General features: G+C 65.1%; 13 protein-coding genes. 2 read left to right on the top strand and 11 right to left on the bottom strand.

The window, feature by feature from the left end; genetic code table 11:
• Positions 1-121 precede the first annotated feature (121 nt).
• Positions 122-892: a sulfite exporter TauE/SafE family protein gene (locus tag RBB39_RS12465; protein WP_308812435.1), complete on the bottom strand. Its 771-nt coding sequence runs from the start codon at positions 890-892 to the stop codon at positions 122-124.
• Complete coding sequence (locus RBB39_RS12460) at positions 889-2,088, bottom strand: Bcr/CflA family multidrug efflux MFS transporter (RefSeq protein ID WP_045993229.1); 1,200 nt, start codon at positions 2,086-2,088, stop codon at positions 889-891. The genes RBB39_RS12465 and RBB39_RS12460 overlap by 4 nt, the downstream gene beginning before the upstream one ends.
• A gap of 132 nt (positions 2,089-2,220) precedes the next feature.
• Between RBB39_RS12460 and tal the strand changes: the two genes are divergently transcribed.
• The gene (gene tal, locus RBB39_RS12455; protein ID WP_045993228.1) at positions 2,221-3,159 is read left to right on the top strand and encodes a transaldolase; all 939 of its coding nucleotides are present in this window, start codon (positions 2,221-2,223) and stop codon (positions 3,157-3,159) included.
• Between the two features lie 210 nt (positions 3,160-3,369).
• Here the strand turns inward: tal and RBB39_RS12450 are convergent, their stop codons facing one another.
• From RBB39_RS12450 to RBB39_RS12410, 9 genes are all read right to left on the bottom strand, one after another.
• Positions 3,370-3,879, bottom strand: coding sequence for an STAS domain-containing protein (locus RBB39_RS12450; protein ID WP_045993227.1), 510 nt, complete (start codon positions 3,877-3,879; stop codon positions 3,370-3,372).
• Positions 3,866-5,059, bottom strand: a complete 1,194-nt coding sequence (locus RBB39_RS12445; RefSeq protein WP_045993226.1) for a PP2C family protein-serine/threonine phosphatase — start codon at positions 5,057-5,059, stop codon at positions 3,866-3,868. Before RBB39_RS12445 ends, RBB39_RS12450 begins: the two co-directional genes overlap by 14 nt.
• Before the next feature lie 12 nt (positions 5,060-5,071).
• The gene (locus RBB39_RS12440) at positions 5,072-5,842 is read right to left on the bottom strand and encodes a VacJ family lipoprotein (protein ID WP_045993225.1); all 771 of its coding nucleotides are present in this window, start codon (positions 5,840-5,842) and stop codon (positions 5,072-5,074) included.
• Positions 5,843-6,002: 160 nt separating this feature from the next.
• Positions 6,003-7,130: a beta-ketoacyl-ACP synthase III gene (locus RBB39_RS12435; protein ID WP_045993224.1), complete on the bottom strand. Its 1,128-nt coding sequence runs from the start codon at positions 7,128-7,130 to the stop codon at positions 6,003-6,005.
• Positions 7,131-7,222: 92 nt separating this feature from the next.
• Positions 7,223-11,245, bottom strand: coding sequence for an ATP-dependent RNA helicase HrpA (gene hrpA, locus RBB39_RS12430; protein WP_045993270.1), 4,023 nt, complete (start codon positions 11,243-11,245; stop codon positions 7,223-7,225).
• Positions 11,246-11,401: 156 nt separating this feature from the next.
• The gene (locus RBB39_RS12425; RefSeq protein WP_045993223.1) at positions 11,402-13,090 is read right to left on the bottom strand and encodes an AMP-binding protein; all 1,689 of its coding nucleotides are present in this window, start codon (positions 13,088-13,090) and stop codon (positions 11,402-11,404) included.
• 125 nt (positions 13,091-13,215) lie between these two features.
• Positions 13,216-14,001: a class II glutamine amidotransferase gene (locus RBB39_RS12420; protein WP_045993222.1), complete on the bottom strand. Its 786-nt coding sequence runs from the start codon at positions 13,999-14,001 to the stop codon at positions 13,216-13,218.
• The gene (locus tag RBB39_RS12415) at positions 13,994-15,847 is read right to left on the bottom strand and encodes a vWA domain-containing protein (RefSeq protein ID WP_083970445.1); all 1,854 of its coding nucleotides are present in this window, start codon (positions 15,845-15,847) and stop codon (positions 13,994-13,996) included. The genes RBB39_RS12420 and RBB39_RS12415 overlap by 8 nt, the downstream gene beginning before the upstream one ends.
• Before the next feature lie 141 nt (positions 15,848-15,988).
• A complete protein-coding gene (locus tag RBB39_RS12410; RefSeq protein ID WP_045993220.1) occupies positions 15,989-16,441 on the bottom strand; it encodes a hypothetical protein in 453 nt (150 codons plus the stop codon).
• Positions 16,442-16,511: 70 nt separating this feature from the next.
• On the opposite strand from RBB39_RS12410, the gene RBB39_RS12405 reads away from it, so the two are divergent.
• Complete coding sequence (locus tag RBB39_RS12405; protein WP_287164808.1) at positions 16,512-18,695, top strand: S9 family peptidase; 2,184 nt, start codon at positions 16,512-16,514, stop codon at positions 18,693-18,695.
• The last annotated feature ends 21 nt before the right edge of the window (positions 18,696-18,716 follow it).

The following is an 18,716-nucleotide window of genomic DNA, read 5'->3' as shown; positions in this document are numbered from 1 at the left end:
TTTACAGCCGACGGCAACCTGAGCGGACACAAAAGAAGGTGCCGCAAAAAAAGGCCGCCCGGCTTTGCGCCGGACGGCCCATCTGGTGTCGCTGCGATAGCGACGACATGAAACAACGGGGTCAGCTGATCAATAGCCCCAATGCCGCCGCGGCGCACAGGGTCAAGGACGCCGCCTGCAACAGTCGCCGAGGCAACTTCGGCGCCAGCACCGCCCCCAGGGCGTGGCCCGCCACCACCATGGGCATGAAACTGAGGCTCACGCCCAACAGCCACAGCGGCACCCTGCCCACGGCGGCCAGGCTCGCCAGGGTCATCAACGACGAGATAAGAAAGAACGCCGCCAGGTTGCCCCGCAGGCGGTCCATCGGCATGCCGTGCATCAGCAGCACGATGGGCGGTCCGCCGATCGCCGCCACGGCACCGAACACTCCCGACAGAAAACCAGCACCAAACAGTGACGAGCGGTTGACCGGCAGACGCAGCTTGAACAGCGTCACCACCACCGCAAACAGCACGATGCTGGCGATCATCACCTCCAGCGTCGCCATGGGTGCCACCAGCAACAGCCAGACCCCAAGCAGGGTTCCCGGCACCTTGCCCACCAACGCCATGGAGATATCGGTCATGGCGACTTCCCGGCGATAGCGGCGTACCACCAGACAGGACACCAGAAAGCCGTAGACCACCAGCACCACCGGCACCAGGGACGGCGCCTTCAACAGGATCAGTGGCGCCCCCACCACCGCCATGCCGAAGCCGGTGGTACGCTGGACGAAGGTCCCCAACGCCAGTACTGCCCCCACCCACAGCCACGAGCCGAGGGTCAGCTCGCTGAGCACCCACCACTCCCTTGCGCAGTCCTGCACTGCGGCCAGCAACGACGCCATCATGACGCCGCCTCCTCGACCCGAGGCGGACGTCCGGCGAGCACGCGCAGGCCGACGTTGCCGATCAACGCCACCGTGACCATGGCGATCACCATGGGCCAGGCAGAGTCGATTTCAAAGGCGGTGACCAGGGCACCGGACAGTGCTGCACTGCTGAACTGGATACTGCCGAGCAGCGCCGTGGCGGTAGCGCTCATATGACTGAAACGCTCCAGCAGCGACGAAATGGCGTTGGGCGAGATCAGACCCACCACGCCCAGAAACGCCATCACCAGAGGCACCACCGTGAACAGCGAGTCCGTCCCCGTGGCCACTACCACCAGCAGGCCGCCGGCGGCGACCAGCTGAATGGCGAGACCAAGGCGCAGGTTCTGCTGGGGTGTACGCCGACGCAGCAGGCGAATATTGACCCGGTTGGACAGCGCCATCACCACCACATTGGCACCAAAGACAAAGGGATAGGCCGCCGGCGACAGCCCGTAGTGCTGCATGTAGAGAAACGGCGACGAGGTGACGAAGGCAAAGATGCCGGCGAAGGACGCCGCCACCGCCAGGATGTAGCCCATGGCCTGACGGTCGGTCAGCACACTTGCGTAGTTGCGCAGCACCTGACGGGGCGAGGCCACCGGTGCCCCTGCTGGCCGGGTCTCCGGCAGAAAGGCCCCGAGCAGCCACATCAGGAAGGCGGCATAGACCGCCAGGAAGACGAAGATCAGCCACCAGTCGGCCAGGTACAGCAGCAGGCTGCCGACCATCGGCGCCACCAGCGGCGCCAGCATCAGGATCATCGCCATGGTCGACATGACCTTGGCCGCCTCGCGGCCACTGAAACAGTCGCGCACGATGGCTGCGGAATTGACCACGCAGGCGCCGCCGCCCAGCGCCTGGACAAAGCGCCAGACCAGAAGCTCCGTCAACGAATCGACGCTGACGATCACCAGGCTGGCGATCAAGAACAGGATCTGTCCGGCCAGCAGCACCGGCTTGCGTCCGATGCGGTCGGAAAGCGGCCCGCAAGTGAGCTGGCCCACGGCAAAGCCGACCATGAACACGCTGAGTGAAAGCTCGGTGTGATGAACACTGGCCCCCACCGACTCGGCCAGCGCCGGCATGGCCGGCAGATAGGCGTCGATGGCAAAGGGGGCAAGGGCGGTATTGGCGGCCACCAGCAGGGCGACACGCCGGGCATTCAGGGACACAGGCGCTCCATGAAGAACAAGGTTTGAAAAATTGTCATCGGGTTGATCGTGACGCCGCTGCGGCTGTTGTCCACATCGACGCCTTGGTACAGTAGGTCCAGCTCACCACCGCCCAACTACGGAGATTGCCACATGGCAGACGATCTGCTGACCCAACTGAAGGCGATGACCACGGTGGTCGCCGACACCGGCGACCTGGACGCCATTCGTCGCTTCCAGCCCACCGACGCCACCACCAACCCGTCGCTGATCCTGCAGGCCGCCAGCCACGCCGATCGTCGCGCCCGCCTGGCCGCCATTGCCAAGGAGGCCAACGACATCGATGACGCCCTCGATGCCGTGGCGGTGGACATCGGCAGCGAGATCAGCGAGCTGGTGCCTGGCTATGTGTCGACCGAGGTCAGCGCACGGCTATCGTTCGATACCGAAGGTACCCTGGCCCGCGCCCATTCACTGATCGAGCGCTATGCCCGCAAAGGCGTCGGCGCCGAGCGCATCCTGATCAAGGTGGCGTCCACCTGGGAAGGCATTCGTGCCGCCAAGACGCTGGAGCGAGAAGGCATCCGCACCAATCTGACGCTGCTGTTCAGCTTCGCCCAGGCCCAGGCCTGCGCCGATGCCGGGGTCACGCTGATCTCGCCCTTCGTCGGCCGCATCCTCGACTGGCACAAGGCCCAGCAGCCGGAGGCCGACTTCAGCGGCGACAACGATCCCGGCGTGCAATCGGTCAAGCGCATCTACGACCACTACAAGGGCCACGGCTACTCGACCATCGTGATGGGCGCGAGCTTCCGCAACACCGACGAGGTCAAGGCGCTGGCCGGCTGCGACCGTCTGACCATCTCGCCGGCACTGCTCGAGGAATTGCACGGTCAGCAAGGCGCTCTCGAACGCCGCCTCGTGCGCAGCGACGCCGAGACCAGCGCACCGGAGCCCCAGACCGAAGACGACTTCCGCTGGGCCATGAACGAAGACGCCATGGCCACCGAAAAACTGGCCGAAGGCATCCGCAAGTTCATGGCCGATCAGCGCAAGCTGGAAACCCTGCTGACCGAACTGCGCCAGGGATGATAACGAGCGCACCACCGGCAAGCCTTGCTGGGCCTGGCTGCAGATGATCAAGAGGGCGATCCATGGATCGCCCTCTTGCATTATGCGGTTGCCAGCTTGCGGCGATCTGACACCGCTTTCCGCTTTCGGAGTTCGCCATTTTCTACGCCTTCGGCGCCTTCTGCTGAACACGCCTTCGGCGCGTCGACGTCAGGCCCGGCAAGGGCAGGATCAGGCCTTGTGCGAAGCGTCGTTCTGGGCCTCGAGCATCTCGACCAGCGGCTGGAACTGTTCGTGGTTATGCTCGTTCATGCGCATCAGGATACGATGCGCTTCGAGGATGCGCTCCCGCAGCCCCTCTTCATCGGCGGGCACTTCGGGGAGCTCCTCGAAGTCGTCGACCTCGGCGATGGGACGCTCCAGCAAGGTAAAGAAAGCGCCAAAGCCCATCACCTCGAGCATCCGCTTGACGTCGGGATTGTCGGCCACGATGGTCGGCGCCTGCTCGAGCTTGCCGCGCAGCGCCATGGCCACCTTGGCCAGGAAGCCAAGCGCCGTGGAATCGACGTTGCTGGCCTCGCGCAGGTCGATCATCACCGCCTTGAGTCCCGGCGTGTCGGCCAGTTGCTGGGCCTGGAGATCCAGGGTGGCACACAGGGTCAGGCGCACGTCGCCACATAGCTTCAGGACGAACACACCGGCCTCGAATGCCGCCTTCAGTCGACCTTCATGCACTTTCATCGCCAAACCCGCTCACCAACATGATCGTCAAGTCGTCGGGCAGCTCTTCGCGCCCCGAGGTGGGATCCTCCAGCGCTTCTTCATCGCTGGAGAGCGCCCCCAGGGCCAGCCCCCGACGCATCGTATCCAGGGAATCACTGTCTTCGACCCGCTGCCTGAGATCGTCAAGGCGCGCCTCGAGACTGTCCCCCGGCAAGCACTCCAGCACCCCATCGGAGCAGAGCCAGAGCGAAAAGTCATCGGGCAAGTCACATCCCAATGCCGGATAACTGACCTCCGGAAACAAGCCTACCGGCATGCCCTCTCCCGCCAGCGTGGTGACGCCCTCGTCGGACTTCAATAGCGGCATCGGCAGCTGCGCGCCGAGAGAATAGTGCAGATAGCGCTTCTGCTGGTCGATCACGCCGACGAACAGGGTGGCGTGCTTGCCGATCCCCGTGTCCAGCAGTTCCCGGTTCAACTGGGACAGCCAGCGCGGCGGCAATGCCTCGGGTGCCTCACCGTCCCACTCGCCTTGCCAGCGATTGAACAGATACTTGAGCAGCACCGTCACGAAGGCGGACGAGGCTCCGTGGCCCGACACATCAGCGAAATAGAATAATGTATAGCGCTCATTGTACGCCTGGATATCGAGAAAGTCGCCTGACAGATACAACGAGGGCGCAAGCCAGTAGTCACAGCCGATCGCCCCCAGTTGCTGCGGCCTCGGCGGCAGCATGCGACGCTGGATCTGACCGCCGGCCTGCTGGTCGAGCCGGAGCATCGCCAGGTGGGTCTCCAGGCTCTCGTTGAGCTCTTCCAGTCGCGCTCGATCCTCTTCACGCTCCCGGGCCAGACGATTGACGTCCACCACACGCCGGATCATCCGCCTGAGCAGATGGGCATGGCGCAAGGGGTCGATCACGTAGTCGACAAGGCCCGCGTCAACGGCCTTGAGCAGATCGTCGTCTCGCCGGTCCTCGCTGACCACCAGGGTGGGCCAGCGCTCGGCCAGCACCATCCACTCGCGACTCGGTACCGCCAGCGAGTGTGCTACCACCAGCGCCGTGGAGCCGGGAAGCTCATCGGCGCTGGCGGCGGCAAAGACCGCAAGTCCGTCGCGAGCAATCGCGTCCACCAGGGCGTCGCGGTGCTCGCCCGGGTGGTCGATTACCCCGATCAGAGGTTTGGCTGCTTGCATGCAGATGCCACCTTACTCGGCGAAGGCATCTTCGTCGTAGTCAAAGCCATCGTCGATAAAGCTGTCGTCACCAAGCTCACCATCGGTGACCTCGAAACGACGACGCTGTAGCCAGGCGTCACGAATGAAGCTGTAGCGATCACCGCGAATCAGATCCTCCTGATCGAGAAGGCTGGCACGCGCGTCGAGCAGCTCGAGACCACGCAGCGAGTAGCGCACGGTGTCGTCCTCGACGTAGGTCAGCGGGTAGGTGTACCAGTCGACCGGCAAGGCGCTGGTGTCACGCACTGTGCTGGGGCCGAGGAACGGCAGCACCACGAAGGGCCCCTCGCCCACACCCCAGGCAGCCAGGGTCTGGCCAAAGTCTTCCTCGTCGGCGATAAAGCCGGCATGGGTCGCCGGATCCAGAAGACCACCCAGACCGAAGGTGGTGTTCATCAAAAAGCGCATGCTCGAGTTGCCCGCATTGGCACCCTTGCCTTGCAACAGGCTGTTGAACACCGTGCGCACTTCGCCGAGGTTGTCGAAGAAGTTGCTGACGCCGCGCTCGAGCGGGTCCGGGGTCACGTAGCGATAACCCTGGGCGGCAGGCTTGAGTGCATAGCGATCCAGCACATCGTTGAAGGCGAAGACCCTGCGATTGAAGCCCTCCCAGGGGTCCGCTGGATTGGGCTCGCTGGATACGCCGCTGCTGGCGCAGCCACTTGCCGCCAGGGCGACGGCCATGACCAGGACACCCCTCTGCATGCCCTTGCCCAGGGCACCGCTGTAGTTCGCGTTCATCGTTCGACTGCCTCCCTTGCCTGTCCTTGTCACGATCGTCAATCTATCGGCGCTGTTGTCCGGGGTTGGACTCCGGGTAGCGTCAGCGACGACGCCTCTGCGTACGGCAGTCGTCTGGTTCCGCCGACGAGTCAGCGGTCGGTTCCCCGGAGGGTCGGCCTCAGTCCCTGCGAATCACCACGCAGCCCGCACTGTAGCCCGCGCCGAAGGAACACACCACCCCGGTAGCGCCCGGTTCCAGGTCTTGATGATGCAGATGGAACGCGATGATCGAACCGGCAGAACTTGTATTAGCGTAACGGTCAAGAATAATCGGCGCTTGATCCGGAGCAGGCTCCTGGCCCAGCACCCGTCGTGCGATAAGATCGTTCATGTGTCGATTGGCCTGATGCAGCCATAACCGCGACAGCGTACCAGGCGCGATATCCAGGCTCTCCAGGTGGTCACGGATCAACTGTGCCACCATCGGGCAGACTTCCTTGAAGACCCTGCGGCCTTCCTGCACGAACAGCTTGTCGGCTGCCTGGGGGTCGGCGTCGGTGACGCGGTTGAGAAAGCCCGCATTATTGCGAATGGCGTTGGAAAACTGCGTCACCAGTCGGGTCCCGAGCACCTCGAACCGTGTCTCGGCTGTCGCCACCTGGTCGCTTTCCAGCACCAGGGCGGTACAGGCGTCGCCAAAGATGAAGTGGCTGTCACGGTCGCGGAAGTTCAGGTGTGCCGAACACACCTCGGGGTTGACCACCAGGGCGCGGCGCACGCCGCCAGAGCGGATGGCATTGGCGGCGTTGTCGATGGCGAAGGTGGCCGAGGAACAGGCCACGTTCATGTCGAAGGCGTAGCCCCCGGTGCCCAGCGCACGCTGCAACTCCACCGCCACCGCCGGATAGGGGCGCTCCAGGTTCGAGCAGGCCACGATCACCAGGTCGATGTCGGCGGCCTCGACCCCGGCTGCGGCCAGCGCCTCGTGCGAGGCGGCCAGCGCCATCTCGCACTGGATGCCGGGGCTGTCGTTGTCGCGCTCGTCGAGCTTCGGGCGCATGCGCTCAGGATCAAGGATACCCTCGGCGTCCAGCACGTAGCGGCTGTGGATACCCGAGGCCTTGACGATGAATTCACTGCTGGAATGCGCCAGGGCGTCACGTTCCCCGGCCTCGATCGCCTCGCGGTGGCGGGCATTCTCGGCATCCACCCAGGCGTTGTACGACGCCACCAGGGCGTCGTTGTCGATGGCGTTGGCCGGGGTATACAGGCCGCTGCCGGTAATAAGCACCTTCGCTGGGGTCATGCCCTTCTCCTTCATGCGGCACCTCGGTGCCGCCGGTCGATCGCGACCGCCCGGGGCGGCCACTCACTTTCGTCATCTTTGGCGCGGGGGCCTTACCCCCGCCCGGTCAATTCCGCCCAGCGTTTCTCCAGGCGCTTCTCCGATACCGGCATGGCGGTACCCAGCTGCTGCGCAAACAGCGATACCCGCAACTCCTCGATCCACCAGCGAAACTCCACCAGCGATGGATCTTCGACGCCGCCTCGGTGCTCGGCCTGTCGACGCGTCTCGAGGCGCGTCTCGAAGTCCTGCACCGTCTGCATCAGCATCTGGTCGCGCATGCGCTCGCGCGGGGCCTTCTCCAGGCGCACCTGGGCGGCCTCCATGTAGCGCGGATAAGCCTCGAGCCAGGCACCGGCGTCGGTCACGAACCCCGGGTACACCAGCCGCTGCATCTGTGCCTTGAGGTCACTGTATACCAGCGCCAGCGACAGGCTCAGGTTACCCTTCAACGCCTTTGTCACCGCCAGATGTCCCTCCAGTGCCGGCTTGAGCACCGCCACCAGCTTGTCGGCATGGGGAACGATATCCTGGCGAACCGCCTGAATGCGTTGTTCCAGGGCCTCGGCACTTCGCGGCAGCGGGTCCACCGCCACGACCTGCCGGAAGACGGCCGTCACCACATCTTCGGTCAGTGCACGCTTGCTGCCTACCTTGGCGAACAATAGAGCACAGGTCGACAGTCCCTGGGTACGCTCGATGGCCTTCACTTGATCTGGCAGGCGTTCCATCGCCGCCTTGACCACCCCGCGGCGATGCGCTTCATGGGCCTTGGCCGGATGATCAAACAGCTCGAGAGTGAGCCCGCTCGACGAAGGCACCAGCGCCGGGAATGCCTCGACGCGAATCCCGGCCTGGGAGGTCACCCGCGACTCCGGCAATGCCTGCTCGGGGAAGCCCGACAGCTCGGACTGGCTCTCCACGCTCTTGGCCAGCGCCCGGGCACCCTGACTGGCGGCAGCCTCGAAACGCCGCTCCAGCGCCCGCAGGTCACGGCCCTGGCCCAGCACCTTGCCGCTGTGGTCGACCACCTTGAGGTTCATCACCAGATGGGGCTCGAGCTGATCGAGGCGCCAGTCGTCCGGCGACAGGCGCAACCCGGTCTTGACCCGCAGAAATTCACCGAGCGCCTCGGTCAGGCTACCGTCCCCGGGCACCAGTGCCTCCAGCGCTGCGTCGACCCAGTCGGGGATCGGCACCACCTGTCGGCGTATCGACTTGGGCAGCGACTTCAACAGGGCGATGCACTTGTCCCGGAGCAATCCCGGCACCAGCCACTCGAGACGAGACGACGACAGCTGAGACAGCATCGCCGCCGGCACCGTCATGGTCACACCGTCATCCTCGGCCCCCGGCGCGAAGTGATAGGCCAGCGGATAGCGCACACCGTCGATCGACAGCTCGTCAGGATAGGCGTCACCGGTGACGTCATCCGCCTCCCGTGCCAGCAGCGCCTGACGGTCGAACTTGAGAAGCTCAGGGTCACTGCGCTCGGCCTTGCGTCGCCAGGCTTCGAAGCCCTCGCCGTTGACGATATCCTCAGGCAGGCGAGCGTCGTAGAAGTCGAACAGCTGCTCCTCGTCCACCAGAATGTCGCGCCGCCGTGCGCGATCCTCGAGGTCCTCGACCTCGTCGATCAGCGCCCGGTTGTGGGCAAAGAACTCGCCCTTGGTGCGAAACTCGCCTTCCACCAGCGCCCGGCGGATGAACAGCTCACGGCTTTCGACCGGGGCGATGGGACCATAGTGGACCTTGCGCCGGGCCACGATCGGCAGCCCGAACAGGGTGACCTGCTCGAAGGCCACCACCTGGGCCCGCTTCATCTCCCAATGGGGCTCGCTGTAGCTGCGCTTGACCAAATGGCCCGCCAGAGGCTCGATCCACTGAGGCTCGACCTTGGCCACGCTGCGCGCGAACAGCTTCGAGGTCTCGACCAGCTCCATCGCCATCACCCACTTCGGAGACTTCTTCGAAAGCCCCGATGCCGGATGAATCATGAACTTGCGATTGCGCGCCCCCAGGTACTCGCGGTTCTCGGTCAGGGTGCCCAGATGACTCAGCAGGCCGGTCAACAGCGCCTTGTGCATGGCTACCGTCTGCTGACGCTGGCGCTCCTTGGCCTGACCGTCGTCATCTTCACCTTCGGCGGCGATGGCGGGCCTGGCCGACGGCACCTGGATATCCATGTCCTTGAGCAGCTGACGCAACTGGCGGAAGGTATCGTGCCACTCGCGCAGGCGCAGGTAATTCAGGAAATTATCGCGACACCAGCGACGCAGCCGGTTGCCCGAGAGTTCCTCTCGGGCGGCTTCGAAGCCGTGCCACAGATTGAGCAGCGCCACGAAGTCGGAATCCGGATCCTGCCAGCGGCGGTGGGCCTGATCGGCGGCTTCGCGCTTGTCGGAGGGTCGATCACGCGGGTCCTGCACCGCCAGCGCCGAGACCACGATCAGCACCTCGCGCAGGCTCTGCTGCTCGACCCCGGCCAGCACCATGCGGGCCAGGCGCGGATCGATGGGTAGCCGCGCCAGCCGTCGCCCCAATGTCGTCAGGCGGCTGTTGTCGTCGACCGCACCCAGCTCATAGAGCAACTTGAAGCCATCGGTGACGAAGCGCGAGTCAGGTGGATCGACGAAGGGGAAGTCCTGGATGTCGCCCAGTTTCAGCGACAGCATCGACAGGATCACCGAGGCCAGGTTGGTGCGCCGGATCTCCGGATCGGTAAACTCAGGGCGCGCCAGGAAGTCGTCTTCGTCGTACAGACGGATACACACGCCTTCCGCCACCCGGCCGCAGCGGCCCTTGCGCTGATTGGCGCTGGCCTGGCTCACCGCCTCCACCGGCAGGCGCTGAATCTTGGCGCGATAGCTGTAGCGACTGATGCGCACCAGCCCCGGGTCGATCACGTAGCGGATACCCGGCACCGTCAGCGAGGTCTCGGCCACGTTGGTGGCGAGCACGATGCGCCGCCCACTGTGGGGAGCAAACACGCGGTTCTGCTCGGCGTTAGAAAGCCTGGCGTAGAGCGGCAGTATCTCGGTGCTCTTGAGATCGGCGCGCCGGAGCACGTCGGCGGTCTCGCGGATCTCACGCTCACCGGGCAGAAACACCAGGATATCGCGGGGACCATGGAACCAGCGCTTTTCGCGCTCGATGGTCTCGATTTCCTCCACCGCGTGAAGGATACCCTCGCTGAGGGTGCGGTCTTCCTCGTCATCTTCGTCGCGGATCAGCGGACGATAACGCACCTCCACCGGGTAGGTACGACCCGAGACCTCCACCACCGGAGCAGGACGCACGACGCCGTCCTGGTCTCGGCTGGCAAAGTGCTGACTGAAGCGCTCCACATCGATGGTGGCGGAGGTGATGATGACCTTGAGGTCGGGGCGGCGGTCGAGCAGGCGCTTGAGGTAACCGAGCAGGAAATCGATATTGAGGCTGCGTTCGTGGGCCTCGTCGATGATCAGGGTGTCATAGCGGCGCAGGTCCGGATCCTGGCGGGTCTCCGCCAGCAGGATGCCGTCGGTCATCAGCTTGACCAGGGTGTCGTCGTTGGTCTGGTCGGTGAAGCGGACCTGATAACCCACCTGCTCGCCCAGCGGCACCTGCAGTTCTTCTGCCAGACGGGTCGCCACCGAGCGCGCCGCCAGGCGCCGCGGCTGGGTGTGGCCGATCAGCCCGCGACGGCCAAGCCCCAGCTCCAGACACAGCTTGGGCAGCTGGGTGGTCTTGCCGGAGCCGGTTTCGCCGGCCACCACCACCACCTGATGGGACTCCAGTGCCTTGAGGATATCGGCTCGCCGCGCCGCCACCGGGAGCTGCTCGGGATAGTCGAGCGTGACCGGGCGCGCCTGGCGCGAGGCCAGGGTCTGACGAGAGCGCTGCCAGTGGTGCTCGACCTCCTTGAGTCCCCGGTCGATGGGCTTGCCGTCGCGTCGACGACGCTCGAGACCGGCCAGACGCTTGGCCAGCGTCGGGCGATCGCGAAGCATCACCTGTTCCAGTCCTTCGGTCAGAGACTTCAGGCGAGAGGCGTCGTCGGCGTTTTGCTGGGCGGTGGGCGTAGAACTACTCACGTTGGGGTCGAAGGCTCCGGGTGGATCATGGGCGCCGCGTCGCACGGACGCGGGGCGGGAAGGCTCCCGCAACGCAAAGGGCGCTATTGTAACGCCGCAGCCAAGGCAAGGGCCAATCGCCGGCCCCTGCCCTTCCCCGGACCTTGTCGGCGGGCGTCAGCCGTCGGTGCCGGTCCCGGTTTCGGTGCTGCCTTCGTCACGCAACTGGCGCCGGAGCACCTTGCCGACGTTGGTCTTGGGCAGTTCGTCACGAAACTCCACCAGCTTGGGCACCTTGTAGCCGGCCAACTCCTGCTTGCACCAGGCGCGCAGCTCGTCACTGGTCAAGGAGCTGTCCTTGGCCACCACGAACAGCTTGATGACTTCGCCGCTGGTATCGTCGGGCACCCCGACGGCGCAGGACTCGACCACCTTGGGGTGGGCCGCGACCACGTCCTCGATCTCGTTGGGATAGACGTTGAAGCCGGACACCAGAATCATGTCCTTCTTGCGATCGACGATACGCACGTAGCCATCGTCCTGGATGACCGCGATGTCACCGGTGTGGAAGAAGCCATCGGCATCGATGACCTTGGCCGTCTCGTCATCGCGGTTCCAGTATCCCTTCATCACCTGGGGGCCGCGCACGCACAGCTCGCCCGGCTCGCCCGGCTCGGGGTCGCCACCGTCAGGGTTGCACAGCTTGAGCTCGGTGCCGGCGACGGGGCGGCCGATGGTGCCCAGCTGTATCGCCTCCACCGGGTTGAAGCTGACGATCGGCGAGGTCTCGGTCAGGCCGTAACCCTCGGCGATGGGGCAGCCCGTCACCTCTTCCCAACGCTTGGCCGCGGCCTTGGTCAGCGCCATGCCGCCGGAGATGGTCAGGTGCAGGTGGGAGAAGTCCAGCGCCTTGAAGTCGTCACGATTGCATAGCGCATTGAACAGCGTATTGAGTCCGACGAAGCCGGTGAAACGCGTCTTCGAGAGCTCCTTGATAAAGGTATCGAGGTCCCGCGGATTGGTGATCAGCAGCGAATGGTTGCCGCCTTCCAGCATGAACAGGCAGTTCACCGTAAAGGTATAGATGTGATAGACCGGCAGCGGCGCGACGACCACCTCGCTACCCTCGCTCAAGCCACCCCCGATGATCTGCTTGGCCTGCAGCATGTTGGCCACCAGATTGCGGTGGGTCAGCATGGTGCCCTTGGCAAGCCCGGTGGTCCCCCCGGTGTACTGCAGCGCGGCGATATCGTCGAGCTCGCGTTCTACCTCACGGTGCTCGAGGGAGGCGCCTTGCTTGAGCACCTGACGCAACCTGACCGCCTTGGGGATCGAGTAGCGCGGCACCATCTTCTTGACGTACTTGACCACAAAGTTGATCAGCGGTCGTTTGGGGAAGTCGTGCAGATCACCGATCTCGGTGATCACCACATGCTCGATGTCGGTCTTGTCCAGCACCCGCTCGAGCTTGTCTGCCATGTTGGCCAGGATCAGGATCGCCTTGGCGCCGGAATCCTTGAACTGGTGGGTCATCTCGCGCTCGGTGTACAGCGGATTGGTGTTGACCACCACCATGCCGGCGCGAATGGCGCCGAACACCGCTACCGGGAACTGCAGCAGGTTCGGCAACTGGATCGCCACCCGATCACCGGGCTCAAGGTTGGTCTCGTGCTGCAGCCAGGCGGCGAAATCACCGGACAGCCGGTCAAGCTCGGCGTAGGTCAGGGACTTGCCCATGCACGAGAAGGCCACCTTTTCGTCGTAGCGCTTGACGGAGCGGTGGAAGATATCCATCACCGAATGATAGTCATCGAGCCCTTCCAGGGCCTCCCCCCGAACGATCGATGCAGCGGCGTTCTCACTCATGGGCGTTCTCCATTCGGGGGACCAGGTCCCCTCTTATTATCAAATTGTGGTGTCGACACTGGCTACCATAGCCCAGTCCCGCAGCGACTGTAATACGCTTGATTCAAACTTTCGTTTAAAACCCGCTATTCATCGCTTAGATAACGGGCCACGATCTCGCCTTCCCGCCACACCAGCAGCTCACCCGGCTGCATGCGCACCCACTCTTCGTTGTCGGTGAGCGGTTCGGTGGCCAGCACCGAGACCACATCGTCGGGGGTGGTGTGCTCGACAAAGTTGACCACCATCTCGGCGTCCGACAGGTTGGCCTCGCCAAAGGGCGCGCGGCGGGTGATATGGGCGAGCTTGGTGGAACAATAGGTGTACAGGTACTCGCCGTCGGCCAGCAGCAGGTTGAAGACCCCCAGACCTCTGAGCTTCTCGCACAGCTCGTGCAGCGAAGACCACAGACCGCGACGATCCTCCGGCGGGTCTGGATAGCGCCGCCGGAGCTCACCCAGCAGGTGGCAGAAGGCGTGCTCGCTGTCGGTGGACCCCACCGGTCGATAGCTGGCGAGTTCCAGCGTCTCCCAGCCGGACAACTGGCCGTTGTGGGCATAGCACCAGGGCTGCCCCCACATCTCGCGCACGAACGGATGGGTATTGGCCAGTTTCACTCCACCCACATTGGCCTGGCGGATATGGCTGATGACGATATTCGACTTGATCGGGTATTCGCAGATCAGCCGGGCGATTCGCGAGTGCACCGAAGGATGAGGGTCGCGAAATTCGCGATAGCCCCCCTCTTCGTAAAAAGCGATGCCCCAGCCGTCACGGTGGGGGCCGGTGCCGCCGCCACGATGCAGAAAGCCGGTAAAGCTGAAACAGATATCCGTGGGCACATTGGCACTCATGCCCAGAAGCTCACACATGGGGTTCCTCTCTTGTTGACCCGGCCGCAGCCAGGCGAGTGCGCCGGCGACGCCACAACAGCCAGGCGATCACCACCACCGCCAGGATAGCGGCTACCAGCCAGCTGCGCGGATCATGTCGAGCACGCTCGAGGGCGGGCTCAAGACCAGGCCTTCCCTCGCGCCACCACTGCACCAGCCGCTCGGGGCCTTCATTCACCAACGCCACAAACTGGTCGGCCAGCGCCTCGCCAGCCTCCTCCTCGGCCTGTCGCTCACTGGCTTCGGCGAAGCGTTCACCGGACAGGGTGGGGCCTGCCAGCGCCCGATCCAGGGCCACCTCGCCATCGCGATTGATCCACAGCGGCGGCAGGTTCCAGCGGGTCTCGTTGCCGTCGATCGTCGCCACCGCCGAGATCCGCAGCGGACGGCTGACCTCATCCTCCTGGGGCGGAATTTCCAGGCTCCAGCGCCTGGCGTCTGCCGGGGCCACCTCCAGCGACTGGCCCAGCAGATCGGCCTCGAAGCGGGTGTTGTCGTGGCCAAGGCGCGGATGTTCGGCCACCAGCGTCACCCGACGCCCGGATTCGTCCAGTGCCGCGCCGACGGCCGGCAGCACATTGACCGCCTGCACCCGTCGGCGATGGAAGTCCTCGCCCTCGGCGGTGATCACCAGCTCAGCCGCGCCGGTGCCCGACGGCGACGGCAGCCGCCCGCGAAACACGCCATCATCGTTGCCAAGCGCCAGGATCTGCAGGCCGTCCACCGCCTCGCCGGACAGCTCCGCCGTCACCTTGAGCCCCTCGGGCACCGTCACCTCGCCGTCACTTTCGACACGCACCGCCAACGGCACCTCGAAGCCGGAATACAGCGTCGCGGGCAGCGCCTCCGTCACCAGGTGGCGATCGCTGTTGACGGTAATCCGCGAGTCCGCCGCCAGAGGACCCTCGATCCGCCACTCCCCCTGGGCGGGGTCGGGTACGCGGATCAGGTCGAAGCGTGGTTCCCGCTGCCAGCGCACCTCTGCGGGTGCGGTGTCGCGGGTGTAACGGGTGCCGTCCGGCGCCACCAGGGTCACCTCTCCCTGGCCGGGGTCATGGAAGATCAACGCGGAAAAATCGTCGACGCCGGCATCGACGGTGAAACGGCGGTCCTCAAGCGGCACCTGATCCACCGGGAAGATGCGCTCGACGATATCGAGAAAGGCGCCCAACAGGGCGTCCGGTGTCTCGACCACCGCCGCCAGTCCCCCGGTGCGCTGCGCCAGTCGCTCGACCAAGGCAACGTCGGCGCCTGGCGAAAAGGCGATGGCGTGGATGGCCACCCCCTGGTTGGCCAGGTCCGGCACCATCGCCTCGACCAGGCGTTGGCGAGAGGCAAGGTCCACGTCGGGCTTGGCACCCCTGCCCGGCGACAGGTCGATCACCCCGTCGGTCAGCAACACCAGGTGGCGCCAGCCGTCACCCTCGGCTGCTGCCGCGGTGCGCAGCGCCGCCTCGATATCGGTATGCTGCTGATACTGTTCCAGCGCCGGCGGCAGCGCCAAGGCCCGCTCGCGCCACTGGGCGTCGACCTGCCCCAGAGGCAACGGATTGTCGATCGACTCGCCGAAGGTCCAGATGCCGGCGCTGACACCACTCGGCAACAGCGCCACCAGCATGTCCAGCGCACTGCCTGCCAGGCGATTGGGGTCATTGGTCTTCATGCTGCCGGACACGTCCACCACGACGCGAACGTCCGGTGGCTCATCCGAGCCCGCTTGCCCAGTCACCGACTGGGCAAGCGCCGTCAGCGGCGACAGGCACAACGCCACGATTGTCGCCATCATTACCCCTTTCCCGCAGCGTTGCTGGCCCCGCTTGGCCATGTGTCCTCCTTGGAACTTGCCCGGAATCTCCAGGCCGTGGGCGGTGGACGTCTTTTACATCCCCCTTCGACGTGTTTATCGATGGTTCACCGTTCACGGTGGCCAGAGCGACCTCGCCAGCAGTTTCTAGCCGAGCAGTTTCTAGCCGAGCACCGGCTCCTGACGCTCCCGCCCTTCTTCACGCGACGTCCCATGAGCCTCTGCGTCCTGGTCACGCGCCGCTGCAGCGGCCTCGGCCTTGCGCAGACGGCGACGACGGCCACTCCACCACAGTGCCAGTCCAAACAGCGCACCGATCGCCGCGCCGACGATGACGCGCGTGGCCGCCGGCACCAGCACGCCATTGTTGCCGTCCATGAAGGCGACCGCTGCCACCATGATGGCCGGCGCCTGACCGCTGTAGACCTGGCCTTCCTCGATCAACGGCAGTTCGAACATCGACGGCATCCACATCACGCCGGCCACTGCCCAGGTCAGCACCAGGCGTGGCAGGCGCGGTAAAAAAGCCAGTCCAAGGTAGCCAGCCAACAGTACGACCAGCGACAATGCGCCATAGATCAACCACAGCGTGGACATGGAATCCGAAATCAACATTGCATGCTCCAACCTGACGTGCGCGCCGCGCACAGATGAAATTTCTCTTGAGTATGGTACATCTCGCACCATGAAAGCACAGCCGCCAAATGCACCGGCCGCAGCAACTCGGGGCCCCGCCCTGGACTTCACGCGTCAGGACGATAACGCCTGGCACTGGCTCGAGAATCGCGACGATCCCGCCGTGAGTGACTTTCTCGAGGCCGCCAACCGCCAGGCCGACACCTGGTTTGCCCCTCTGGAATCCTTGATCGAGCGACTCTACCAGGGCCACCTGGCGCGGCGAGAGCTGGCCGTCAAGGGGCTGCCCAGTCGCCTGGACCACTTCACCCTGTGGAGCGAGACCGCCGCCGACGCCGACTATCCGGTCTGGTGGCGCCACCCCAACGATGCCCCGCAGTCGCGCGAGGTGTTCTTCGACCTCGAGGCCAGAGCGCAGGAGCACACCTTCCTCGAACTCGGTGACATGGCGCTGTCCCCGGACGAGCAGTGGCTGGCCTGGACCGAGGACACCCAGGGTGACGAGACCTATCGCCTGTTCATCAAGCGCCTGCCCGATGGCGCCGAGCATCGACTGCTGGACGACATCGGCCCTGAGCTGTGCTGGGCCGAGGACGGCCAGACCCTGCTGTTCACCCGCTACGACGCCACCCAGCGACCCGACAGCGCCTGGCGGCTCAGCCTGTCGCTGGATGCGGCCAGCGCAGACGCCAGGGTCGAGACCGACGAGCTGGTCCTGCGCGAGGACGACGCCGAGTTCTGGATCGGTCTGGGCAAGACCCGATCGCGGGCCTGGCTGACCATCGAGTCGGCCTCCAAGGACACCAGCGAGACCCATCTGGTTCCGGCCCACGCGCCAGCGACTCCCCCGCACTGCTTTCAGCCCCGTCGCCCGGGCGTTGAGTACGCCCTCGATCATCGTCCCGGTCACTTCTATGTGTTGCACAACGAAGGGCTGGTGCACTTTCAGCTGGAAGTGGAGAACGAGGACCGCTCCGGTCAGCGGCGAGTACTGGTGCCCCATCGCCAGGAGACCACCCTGGAGGGTGTCGATGCCTACGCCTGGGGCCTGGTGATCGCCGAACGCGACCACCTCGAGGCCCAGGTGCGCCTGCGTCGCCTCGAGTTCGACAGCGACCACAGCGTCACCCTCGACGCCCCCCTGCCCTGCTCGCCCGCACCGCTTAGCCTGGGGCTCGGCGACAGCCCACACTTCGACGACCGGGTACTGCGCCTGCGCGAGGAATCCTTCTGCACCCCGCCAAGCTGGTGGTCGCTGGATCTTGATAGCGGCGAGCGCCGACTGCTCAAGCGGCAGCCTCTGCACGGCGATCTGGCACCGGAAGACCTGCACTGCCAACGGCTGTGGGCCGAGTCCCACGACGGCGAGCGGGTACCGGTGTCCGTGGTCTGCCGCAAGGACCTGGCGAACCAGCCACTGCCGACGCTGCTGTATGGCTACGGCGCCTACGGCGAGGCGCTGGACCCATGGTTCTCGGTATCCCGCCTGGAACTGCTCCGGCGTGGCGCGGCCTTCGCGGTGGCCCACGTGCGAGGCGGCGGTGAGCGCGGCGAACCCTGGTACCTGGCCGGCAAGCTCGAGCACAAGCCCAACAGCTTCGAGGACTTCCTGGCCGCACGTGACGCCCTGGTCGACGCGGGTGTATCGAATCCCCAGCGTATCGTCGCCTACGGGGCCAGCGCCGGCGGTCTGCTGGTGGGCGCCAGCCTCAATCGCGCGCCACAGGCATTCTGCGCGGCGGTACTCGACGTGCCCTTTGTGGACGTCCTGCGTACCATGGAAAACCCGGACCTGCCGCTGACCACGGCGGAGTACACCGAATGGGGCAATCCCAGCCACGCCGCCGACGCCCGGCGCATCGGCAGCTATTCACCGCTGGACAACCTCGATGCCGAGGCCTGGCCGCCGGTATTCCTGCAGGGTGGCTGGCACGATAGCCGTGTGCCCTACTGGGAGCCGGCCAAGCTCTACGCACGCTTAAGCCTGGCGAACGCCGAGCAGGCGGCACTGTCCAACCGGACAACCCTATTGAAGACCGACATGACGTCCGGTCACGGCGGCGCCTCGGGTCGTTTCAAAGCCTGGCGCGAAGGGGCACGCCAGGATGCCTTCGTGCTCTGGGCCCTGGACTTGCTGGATGCAGACCTGGTGAATGCGGACCTGATGGACAACCCTCCGGTCGAATCACCAAGGCCCCATCCCTGCTCCACCGACGAGAACCCGCAGGCCTGACCGCACCTTTGGACGCCCTTG

This window comes from Halomonas sp. MMSF_3323 (assembly GCF_030733595.1).
In the GTDB taxonomy this organism is placed as follows: domain Bacteria; phylum Pseudomonadota; class Gammaproteobacteria; order Pseudomonadales; family Halomonadaceae; genus Halomonas; species Halomonas litopenaei.
The sequence above is the reverse complement of the archived record's forward strand: the minus strand, read 5'-3'. Positions and strand labels throughout refer to the sequence as shown.